The sequence below is a fragment of the Pseudomonas sp. W15Feb34 genome, from assembly GCF_023127765.1.
In the GTDB taxonomy this organism is placed as follows: Bacteria; Pseudomonadota; Gammaproteobacteria; order Pseudomonadales; family Pseudomonadaceae; genus Aquipseudomonas; species Aquipseudomonas synxantha_A.
Window position 1 is genome coordinate 39658 of sequence record NZ_SPKN01000047.1, and the last position, 11529, is coordinate 51186.

General features: G+C 55.8%; 5 protein-coding genes. 3 read left to right on the forward strand and 2 right to left on the reverse strand.

Annotation, left to right across the window (positions count from 1 at the left end; all coding sequences use genetic code 11):
* Positions 1-31: 31 nt before the first annotated feature.
* Positions 32-1507 (forward strand): aldehyde dehydrogenase family protein, encoded by a 1476-nt coding sequence (locus E4O97_RS25250; RefSeq protein WP_138450857.1) that lies wholly within the window; start codon positions 32-34, stop codon positions 1505-1507.
* Positions 1508-1956: 449 nt separating this feature from the next.
* Complete coding sequence (locus tag E4O97_RS25255) at positions 1957-2586, forward strand: response regulator transcription factor (protein WP_186354667.1); 630 nt, start codon at positions 1957-1959, stop codon at positions 2584-2586.
* Positions 2587-2597: 11 nt separating this feature from the next.
* Here E4O97_RS25255 and E4O97_RS25260 read toward each other — a convergent pair whose 3' ends face one another.
* Together E4O97_RS25260 and E4O97_RS25265 are read right to left on the reverse strand one after the other, a co-directional pair.
* Complete coding sequence (locus E4O97_RS25260; protein ID WP_248162569.1) at positions 2598-6230, reverse strand: transporter substrate-binding domain-containing protein; 3633 nt, start codon at positions 6228-6230, stop codon at positions 2598-2600.
* A 106-nt stretch (positions 6231-6336) separates the two neighbouring features.
* Entirely contained in the window at positions 6337-7182 is an 846-nt protein-coding gene (locus E4O97_RS25265) for an EAL domain-containing protein (RefSeq protein WP_216091366.1), read from the reverse strand.
* 195 nt (positions 7183-7377) lie between these two features.
* Here E4O97_RS25265 and E4O97_RS25270 point away from each other — a divergent pair, with 195 nt between their 5' ends.
* Positions 7378-10614, forward strand: coding sequence for a hybrid sensor histidine kinase/response regulator (locus tag E4O97_RS25270; protein WP_248162571.1), 3237 nt, complete (start codon positions 7378-7380; stop codon positions 10612-10614).
* Positions 10615-11529 lie beyond the last annotated feature (915 nt).

The window sequence follows — 11529 nt, forward strand, 5'->3', positions numbered from 1 at the left end:
CCAGATTTCACGTTTAAATATGAGGTACACCATGCAAATCAATTTCGATAAGTCTTATGGCCCACTGATAAATGGGGTGTTTGAAACTGACGATAAAGCGCGCTCTTTTGCTGCGGTCGACCCTGCCACGGGCAGGCACTTAGCCTACATCCGCTATTGTGACGCCAAGGATGTCGATCGCGCTGTAAAGGCTGCGCATGCAGCGTTTCCCGCCTGGCGTGCCCTGGGTCAGCAAATGCGCGCGCGCCTGATGAACCTGCTGGCTGACGAGATCGAAGAGCACAGCGAACGCCTGGCCATGATCGATGCCCATGACGTGGGGCGCTGCATCAGCGAAGTACGCAAGGATTACCTGACCGCCGTCCGACACTATCGCTATTTCGCCTCGGTGATCATGGCTCATGAAGACACTGGTCGGGAAATCGACGGTGGTTACGCCATCGCCAAGCGTGAGCCTTTGGGCGTATGCGGGCAGATCATTCCCTGGAACGCGCCGGCGATCATGGCCGCGTTCAAGCTCGCACCGGCACTGGTCGCCGGTAATACCGTCGTGCTCAAGCCTGATGAAAATGCTTCGTTGTCGACGCTGGAGTTGGGCAAGCTGATCCAGAAGATCTTTCCCGCCGGTGTGGTGAACATGGTCACTGGGCGGGGTGACATCGTCGGTGCAGCGTTGAGCGAGCATCCTTTGATCAGGAAGCTATCGTTCACCGGCAGTACCGAAGTCGGCCGTACGGTAGCAGGTGTCGCAGCCCGACGTCTTGTGCCCTCAACACTCGAACTGGGTGGCAAGAGCGCCAATATCGTGTTTCCGGACATCGACGACATCGATGCGGTGGTCGACAACACCACCTTCGCCGCCATTCATAACAATGGGCAGTCGTGCCTGGCGGGCACGCGTTTGTTCGTGCATGCATCGATTGCCGAACAGTTTCAGGAAAAACTGATAGCCGCGTTCAAGCGCGTGAGAGTCGGATCACCCTTGGCTGAAGAATCACGGGTCAGTTGCTTGGTCAATGCGCAACAAGGTGAGCGCGTGTTGAGCTACATCATCATGGGCCTGGAGGAGGGCGCCAAACTGCTCGCAGGTGGTGGTCGAGCATCGGTTCCAGGTTGCGAGCACGGTTACTTCATACAACCAACGTTATTACTGGCACGTAACGATATGAGCATCTGTCAGGAAGAGATTTTTGGCCCGGTGCTTTCGCTGATCGTGTGGGACGACTATGAAACGATGATCGCCCAGGCCAATGGAACTGAATACGGTTTGGCCGCCGGGATCTACACAAGCAACCTGCAGCACGCTATGGAGACCGCTGCGCGGCTGGAGGCAGGGTCGGTGTGGATCAATCGCTACTCGAACATTACCGATGGGACGGCGTTTGGCGGGTATAAAAACAGTGGTATAGGCCGTGAGTTTTGTCGGGAGACGCTGAATGCTTATACACAGATAAAAACCATCACGATGCAGGCGCGTGCACCGCTGAGCTGGTTTACAGGCGTGTAGATAAACGGGGGCCGCGTGCAGTCAGATGGTGCGCGCGGACCCGATAGCATGATTTTACCGATTATCTTTGGTTCGATTGGTTGGAAGATGTGTTCAGTAGAGAGAGGGCACAAACAGCGTCTGACGCCAAGAAAGCTTTCTGGTCAACTATACTGTTGTAGGAATTATCCTGCCTGCGCAAAGGATATATCTATGGTGGCATAGAGATTCTTGCGGTTTGCGCTGCGAATAAGTTGAGTATGATTGCCGCCTCTTGCTAGCGTCCTCGGCGACGGCGCCTCAACAGCAGGTTGCCGAGTGTTCGCAATAACTTATGCGTTTCTCGGTACGTCATGCCGCAAAACGCAGATTGCTTCGAATACTTTGGGTTGCGATTAGCTGCTCAGTTGTTCCCTTGCATAGACTATACCGTCATCGCTACTCAAATCGAACTTCAGGAATAATTAATCATGGGCACCATAGTCATCGTCGACGACCACCCCCTGATGCGCATGGCTGTGCGCGTGATGCTCGAGCAGGAAGGGCATTCGATTGTCGCCGAGGTCGACAACGGTGTAGATGCGGTAGAAGCCATCCGCAAACTGCTCCCGGACATGATCGTTCTTGACTTGAGCATCCCGAGAATGGACGGCCTGTCAGTCATTGCGCACCTCAAAGCTATCGGTATTTCTACCCGAGTGCTGATCCTTACCTCCGGCGACACTCGAAACTTCGCTATGCGTTCGTTGCAGGCTGGTGCAGCGGGTTTTGTCTGCAAGGATGACAACCTGGACGAACTGGTCGGTGCGGTGAAGGCCGTGTTGTCGGGTTACAGCTATTTTCCGGCCAACACCATTCACCAGTTACGCGACAATACCCAGGCCGCCAGCGAGGAAAGCCTGCTGATTGCACAATTGTCCGATCGTGAGATCACCGTGTTGAAGCTGCTGGCTCGCGGCATGGGCAATCAGGCCATCGCCGATGAGTTGATGATCAATCACAAGACTGTGAGCACGTACAAAATTCGACTTCAACGCAAGCTGAGTGTAGAAAACCTGATTGCTCTGGGTGAGCTGGCCAAGCGCAATGGCTTGGCGTAGTCGCTTTCTGCCTAGGGTTCGAGCATGTGTTGAATACGCCGTAACTCCTTCTTCACCTGCCTGACCTGCGCCGGTACGTCCTCGGCGCCGGTTCGGCAGCCATGCTCCAGTTCCTTGCACAACTCAAGCAGATAATCATTGCACATTAATGCCGCGCTACCCCTCAAACGGTGAGCCAGCTGCGCAATGCCAGCGAGGTCCCGTGTCTCACTAAAGTCACGCAATTGCTCGATATCCTGTTGATTGCTGCGCATCAATTCAGCTTGCAGTTGTTGAATGATTGCCGGGTTGCCACCGGTAATCGGCTTGAGCAGGTTCATGTCGAATTCAGGCCGATGCTGCGCCGGTTTGCTGACTTTGTAGCCTGGCTTATCCGCAGGCTCCAGTAATGCCAGGCGCTGTTCGAGGATGGCCAGGCTGATCGGTTTGATCAGGCAGTCGCCCATGCCGGCGTTAAGACAACGGTCCATTTCTTCCTGCTGGGCGTCGGCTGTCAGCCCCAGAATCGTCAATGCACCGCTGTCGCGTTGCTGTTCTTCCTTGCGGATTGCCAGTGTCAGTTCTACTCCGTCCATGACCGGCATGTGGTAATCCGTGATAAGCCAGTCAACCGCAAACGCACGCCACGCCTCCAATGCCTCCAGTCCATTGCTGGCTTCAATCACTTTGCAGCCCAGGTACTCCAGCTGTGCGCGCAACATTTGACGGTTCAAGGTGTTGTCGTCTGCGATCAGCACTCGCATGGCCCAGCTTGGAGTGGCCTCGGAGGACGCGGGCAGCGGCAGTTTTTCTTCAGGCAGCGGTTCCAGAAGCTTGAGCTTGAGGGTTACGTTGACCGTTGTGCCTTGCCCCAGCGTGCTGGTCAGATCCAGACGGCCACCCATCATTTCACACAGCGAACGCGACACCACCAACCCGAGCCCGCTGCCGCCATGGACCGAGAGGTCTGACTGAGTCACTTGCGCGAAGGGGCGAAACAGCGTTTGCCGATCTGCCTCACTGATGCCTATACCCGTGTCATGCACTTGCAGATGCATGTTGAGTGTTTGCCCATTCACCACGCGGCATACCAAGCGGATGACGATACGGCCGCGTTCCGTGAACTTGATCGCATTGCTCACCAGATTCGACAGTACTTGTTTGAAGCGCAGAGGGTCGATGGAGACGTCCAGGGTGGTGCCGGCGTCGATTTCCAGAATCAGGTCCAGTTTCTTCTTTCTCGCCAGCCCTTCGAATACCCGCGCCACCATCTCCACCAGATTCTTGAGGTTGGCCCGGCGTGGGGAGAAGCTCAAATGCCCGGATTCAATGCGTACGATATCCAGCGTATTGCCCAACAGCTCAAGCAGGTTCTTGGCGGCCGTGTAGGCCACGTCGATGTTCACTCGATCCAGTACGCCGTGGTCGGCGCGTTTGAGCGCCAACTCCAATGTGCCGATTACCGCGCTCATGGGCGTGCGGATCTCGTGGCTCATGGTCGCAAGAAATTGGGTTTTGGCGCGGCTGGCCTCGTCGGCCTGGGTTTTGGCCTGCTGCAGTTGTTCGATCAGGTGATGATGTTGCGAGACGTCTTGCCAGCCGCAGATCACCCCTGCGATCGTGCCATTAGAATCACGAAACGGCTGAATCCAATGCTCGATGAAGTGGGATTGTCCCTCGATGGTGATCTGCAGTTGCTGTTCGATGGCATTGCCATCCTCCATGGCTTGCAGGTAACTCTGGTGGAGCGAGGGCGCCAGTTCGATATCGCCATGGTTCGTTTGCAAAGCAGTTTTACCCAGCACCTGGGATTGGCACAGTTTCATGACGTGCTCATAGCTGCGGCTGCATGACAGCAGGCGTCCTTCGCGGTCGCGTACATACACGGGAACGGGCATGGCATGGTTCAAGGTTTGCAGAAACTCCAGCTGATCATTCAGGGCTTTTTCAGCTGCGACCCGGCGCCGGATCTGACGGCGCAGTTGCACGATTCGGATGATCGAAATCAGCAGCACCAGCAATGCGCAGCAGATGATCTGCAGGATGACCAGTTTGTAGTCGCGCCAGTTCTGGCCACTCATGGCCGCATTAGCGCGCCAGCGAATGGTGATTGCATTAAGCTCGTCAGGTGGGATGCTCAGCAGAGCTTTATCCATGATCGACTGCAGCTCGGTTTCGCCACGGCGCATGGCGAAGTTGGCGGTGGCCGCCTGGCCGTCGACGACACCGGCCACGCGCAGTTCTTTTTCATAGAGGCGCGCGGTGTAGTAACGAGCCATGGACAGGGTCATCAACACAGCGTCGGCGTCGCCATTGACCACCATGCGCATGGCCTCAAGGTTGTTTGTTGGGGTAATCAACTGCACCGTGGGAAAGCCTTTGCGAATGCTGTCGATCAATACATGCCCCTGGACAATGGCCAGGCGCTTGCCGGCCAAAGCATTGAGACTCGAACGCTCTCGGCCCGATTCAGCAGTCGACGCGACCAGCGCAAACGAGCTGGTTGCGAATGGATGGCTGAAACGGAAATGGTTCAGCCGCTCCGGGCTGGCCGTCAACACGGCTAAATCAGTATCGCCGTCGCGTAAAGCGTCCTGAATGCCTTCAAAACTGGAGGCGCGTTGAATCTCGAACTTGAGCCCGGTGCGTTGGGTGATGATCTCGAACAAATCGGATATCACACCGTTGAAGCGGCCCTTGGCGTCGAAAAATGCCGAGGGTGCCATGTCATCGTTAATCATGAAGCGCGCCACTGGGTGCTGGGCCAGCCAGCGTTTTTCCTGGGCGTTCAGATGCACATTATCGTCCGGCATTACCGTGCCGCCGCCGGTCCAGCGCTTGATCAGGTAGCTCATGCGCAGTTGGCCGAATGTGGTCAGCGAGGCATTTAGAATGCGTAGCAGGCGTTGATCTTCCTGCTTGAGCAGAAACCCATAGCTGCCCGAGTCGATTTTCAGAAACTGGATAAACTTGAGATAGCTGAAAAAGCTATGGTTGACTAGGTAGTGGGTGGTTACCGAGTCGCCCAAAAACACGTCAACGTTTTGGAAGGCTACGGCGGCCAAGGCTTGCGCGGTGGTGCCGTAGGTAAAAAACTGCGCGTGGGGATAGCGTTCGGTCAGTAGCGCGTATGGCAGGTAATCCTTGGAGACCGCTACGGTAAGCCCCTTGAGATTTGAGGGCACTGCAATGTCGCTGTCCTGGCGTTGATAGAGTACCGGTGCATTGACGCTGTAGGGCAGAGTCACCACCGTGTCAAAGGACTCGCGGTCATAGTCGCTGGACCGGCTGATCAAGTCGATTTCCCCAGCCCGCAAGGCGGCCATCGCCTGCACACGATCAGCGAACCCTACGACTGTGATTTCCAGGCCCAGTTGCTGCTTGAGCATCGTCGCCACATCGGCGCTGATACCTTCGTAGTCTCCGTTGCCGTAGACCATGTCGAAGGGCAGGGTGAACGGCGCGACCACGCCCAGGGTGAGGGCGCGCCGCTCGCGCAGCCAGGCCCAGTCGCTTTCGGGTAGTTGCAGCTTCTGCGGTTCCTGGCTCACTTGGCTGAGCAAGTGCAAGGGTTGTTGCGGCATGGGTATCGCTGCCGCAGCGCCGTAGGATACAACTGGCAGCAGCACGGTGAAAAAAGCCACAAGGGCTTTGAGCGTGGACATGAAACGGTTACCTGACTGCAAAATGCCAAGTACGCCGCGCTGGTCGGCTCAAGGTCGACCACGGACATGGCGGGTGAGGGGGGGGTAAAGCGCTGTGAACGGGGGTTCAGACTGACGTCAGCACCACCTGCGAGCCCGCAATGTATTCAAGGATGTACGGCAGCAGCGCGGTATCCGCCATCGGCGGGGCGATGGCATATCCCTGCACAATGGATACGCCCAGAGTTTTGAGCCGCTTGAGCTGGGCCGGGGTCTCGACACCCTCGATCACCAGCGACACACCCAGGCTGGCTGCCAGGCTGACGGTATGGGCGACAATGGCGGTGCAGGCCGAGTGCGTGTCGAGTTTGTGTACGAAACCGGCGTCGAGTTTGAGCTCGGTGAAAGGCACATCACACAAGCGCTCCAGTGACGAGAAACCGGTGCCAAAGTCATCCATGGACAAACCGCAGCCCAGCAGCTTGAGTTGCAACAGGTTGTTCATGGCGACACTGCACGGATTGAGCGTGCCGGTTTCGGTGATCTCGAGGATGATGCTTTGGGCAGGGCACTCATGTGCACGCAGCAGCACTTTAATCGCCTGGCTCAGTATGGGGTTGCTGAGTTGAGACGGCTGAAGGTTGAATGACATCGTCAATGGCAGGTTCAGGCTGGCCAGTTTCTGGCGCAGGATCAGCCCTTGCTCGAAGAGGCGCAGGAACAGCTCATCCATCAGGTCGTGATGCTCCAGTGCTTGCAGGAAATACCCGGGCGTCAGCAGGCCTTTCTCGGGGTGCCGCCAGCGCGCGAGCACTTCCAAGCCGCAAATCGTGCCCGTTTTCAGCGAAAGCTGAGGTTGGTAGAAACCCACAAACGCGTGATCCGCCAACCCTTGGCGCAGCGCCTGTGCGTCTGGCTCTAGAAACTTTGGGGGGGCTGCCTGACTGAGGCTGAGTACGGCTGAGGTTTTCATGTAATGCCCTGCAAGGGATGACCATGAGTCAATTTTGCAGGATGTGAGTAACCATAAACGTCAGCTCTTTCGAGCGGATACGTAGGACTAATCTTACTGACTAATGAAAAGCCTATAGACTCACCCGAGTAGACGGTTGTTCGGTAACCGCACCTGAACTTTCAAAGGCCAGAAGTCCGCTTATGAACACTGCAAATGGCATCGCTTATGCGCTATAGGCAATCGAGCGTTGGCAAGCTTGAAAAAGTCTCGCTTCGGTTGGGTTTCGGCTTGTTGGTGTCTTTTTTGTTACTAGTGTTCTTCGCCGTGGCCGGGTATTGGGTGACCTACAAGGTCATTCGCGGGGAAGTGCTCAAAGTCGATTATCACTTTATGCGTTTTGTGGGCCGAGCCTACGACCATGAAATATTTCTGCTACGGGCCATCAAAGCCAGCAGCCAATTGGAATACAAGCCGGTATTTAGCCCTGGAGCCTATGTGGTCAACCAGACCATCCAGGGCAACATGCGTATTTATGAAGGCCAGGCATCCCAGGTAGCGACGACGTTTTCCGCGGCACTACCCATCAAAGCCGCTGATGCGAATGATGGGGTGCGGGATCAACAACTGCAACTTGGGGTTGCGCTGGCGAATGTGTATGGCGACTTCTGGAGCGGTTCAACCTTCGCGTCGCCGCAAATGTTCGTGTTTGATCTGTCGAGCGATTTCGACATCGCGATTCCTGCGATCAGCCCCCAGTCTCAACCAGGCCAGCGGAATTTTTCCCAGGTATTGGATGAGGTCAAGCAATCCGCGCGTCAGCTACCGCCCTTGAGCAGTGACTTGTTGGTGCGCTGGCGGCCTAGTCATTTCTTTTTGGGCGGTGAAGACATTCAACAAATACTGGGCTATGTCTCAGGTCGCATCGAAGAGGATCAGTGGGCGCGAAAGGGCCCACCCAGGGAATTGATTGCCGCTACCTTGCTGTATTGGGACGAATTTGACGCACCCGGGGTAAGGATAGAAAAGCAGTTTTTTGATCTGCCGTTGTACAGCAACGTCGACATCGCCGCGCCGGACGGCACGCGTGTAGTGGGGGGCAAGTCGCCACAGATCTACCAGTATGAAAGCGGCTTCCATTTCACTACCTCAGGGCTACTGATCAAGCGCAGTGCCGGGGACATGGGCGCTTGGCAGGCCCTGTATCGTATCCCCTACAAACAACTGATCCTGGATGCACGTTGGCAGTTGCTAGGACTGCTCGGCTTGCTGGGCTTATGCATCATCAGTGGCTGGTCGGTCATCCGATGGTATCGACGGCGCATCGTGGTGCCAGCGAGTAATGACTTTCGGGAGTTATTGGTCAACCATGACTTCAACCTGTCTTTGTTGCAAACGGTGCCGCTGGCTTTGTGTGTGGTCAAGGGGCCGCAGATCGAACTGGTGACGCAGAACAGTTTGTATACGCAATGGTTGGGCGAGCCGACCGAGTTTGCACAAATGATGGCGCTATGGCCGCTGTTTGAGCAGGATAAACCCCTTACCGGTGAAGGCTGCCTGCTGCTCGATCAGCGGGTCTTGCATGTGCGCTATACACCCACCGAGTATCTTGGCGACAGCGTGTTGCTGTGTACCTTCACTGATATTTCTTCCCACCGCGAAGCATCCGCATCGTTGCTACTCGCCCGCCAGGCGGCGGATGCGGCGAATGAGCAGAAAAGCAACTTCGTCGCCACCCTGAGCCATGAACTACGCACGCCGTTGTACGGTGTGCTGGGCACGCTTGAACTGCTGGGCATGACCTCTCTGGATGAACGCCAACGTGGTTATCTGCGTACAATCGATAGCTCATCCGCGGTATTGATGCATTTGATCAGCGATGTGCTCGACCTGTCCAAGATCGAAGCGGGCCAGCTGGTTCTGGAGTCCGTGGCGTTCCAGCCTCTGGAAATGCTTGAAGAAACCGTGCGCGGGTTCTCGGCGGTGGCGGCGAACAAAGGGCTGGCGCTTTACTGCTGCGTTGACCCGCGCGTGCCGAACCTTGTGCAGGGTGACCGCCTGCGTATCCAGCAGATCGTAGGCAACCTGCTCAATAACGCGATCAAGTTCACCCAGAGCGGGCATGTCGCAGTCTTCCTGTCGCCTATCGGAGTCTGCGCAGGCGAAGTGAGCCTGCAATGGTGCGTGATCGATAGCGGCCCAGGGATGTCCGAAGCGGTGCAGGCGCAACTGTTCGAGCGCTTTTACCAGGCTGACAGCAAGCATCACACCGTCGCCGGCACCGGGCTCGGGCTGCCTATCTGCTCCCATCTCAGCCAGATGATGGGGGGCGCATTGAGCGTGAACAGTGTGCTAGGCGAGGGCAGTACCTTCATATTCGAGTTGGCCCTGGAAATTCTAGAGGCCCGTCAATCTTCACTGCCGCAGTTATTAGGCAAGTGCATCGATGTTCGCACCCCCTATGCAACCTTGTCCGATAACCTTTGCGCCTGGCTGGAGTGGCACGGGGCACACACTACCGTGATGGGCGATGATGCTCGCGGAGCGCCTGATGCCGTGTTGACGGTCATGCCGCAAGAGGTTGAGGTGGCAAGCTCAGGCGCGATTAATGTCTTCGCCCAGCATGATTTCAGTAGTACGCCCCAGTTTATCGGCCAGGACGTGGTGGTGAACCAGAACAGCGTCGGGTCCATTTGCCGTGCGTTGGTGATGGCGATCACTGGCGAATCGGAGGCACCGTTACCGCAACCACCGGTGACGCATCTGCAACTGGAGCTGAATGTGCTGGTGGCCGAAGACAACCCGGTCAACCAGGTGCTGATGAAAGAGCAACTGGAACGTATCGGCTGTACGGTGGATGTCGTGCCCGATGGCGTCCAGGCGTTGCTGCAGTTGGAGTTGAAGGCTTACGACGTACTGCTGACGGATGTGAACATGCCGCTCATTGACGGCTATGAACTTGCCGATACATTGCGCCAGCGCGATGTGGATATGCCGATTATCGGCGTCACCGCCAATGCGCTGCGCGAGGAGGGCGAGCATTGCATCCGCGTGGGCATGAACAGTTGGTTATCCAAACCGATGGATATCCAAGGGCTTTATCTGTGTTTGCGCAGTGTGCTTGATCCTACGTTGGTCCAGGCTTCCAAGGGTGCTGCACAGGTAAACGATCTAGACGAGATAAATGTGCCGGAGCGCATGCTAGAGCTATTTCTTGAGACCATTTCCCAGGATTTGGGCGAGCTTAAGAGGCTGGGGCCGGGGCAGCGCAGTCATCAGGTAACCCTGTTACTGCACCGGATCCGGGGAGCGTTGGCTGTAGGCAAGGCGAAAACCCTGATTCGGCTGTGCCGCGACTTGGAGGCACTGGTCACCCGGAATGGGTTGACCCACACACATGAAGATGTCGCGGTATTTGTTCGGCGGGTCGAAGTAGCCATCGCTGGTTTATAAGCGTGCCATGTCGTTATGGATAAAAGGGAATAGAGGGGATAATGCTCGCCAACTTTTCTAAGCGATAACTCAGCGTAAAGTTGGCCTGGCCGGTAACCGTGCCTGGAGTGACCTTTGGTCCTGTTTGAATATATCTTGCACGAAGAGGGATTTTAAATGTGGGCACCCCAGGTCGTATGTCGCCAGATTTCCACTGGTTAGCACTGCGGTAGAGTCAGGGCCGAATTTGACGATGCCCTTTTCATTACTCATCTGAATGCCGAGTCCCGATGTACTCGATTGCGGACGCAATGATAATATGTCAGAGAAATTTCCGGGAGTTGAAACGTCCGTCAATGTGACATACGAACCGACGCCAACCCCTGGATCTCCTCCTGAGCAAGTCAGGTTTATGGAAAATAATACGGGGGCGGAACGGGCATCAACTCCGTTGAAAGCGGTGGTAGATATTTACCCAGATCTATCCGAGGTACGGGGTTAGAGAGTGAGCACTTGGGTACAGCTGCTGCCGAACTGACGCCAGCGACCGATACGGCCTATTGGTTGGAGCACGGACAGTAGTACACGACTTCGACATTTGATGCGATCGACAACTTGCCTTGCTGGATCGAGCCTGTCTTTATAAGCTCCACCCAAATGGTTTGGGTGTCAGCAAAGCTAGTAATATACTTGCCCAGTTCAGCGCGATTGCCAGGTTCTATGATTTCGGTGTAACCGTTTGGAATGGTTGGCCCTTCCAGATCGCCCACCACCTTATACCAATGCTAGGAATATTGGTTGAGTAAGTACCTTGCCCATAGGAAGATAGGGTGCTGTTATTCATATTCACATATATATTGATCTGCCCTGATAGGGTTGCCGTAACATCGGCAGATGTGATGATGGGGGGGGGGGGGGGGGGGGGTTTTTTTTTTG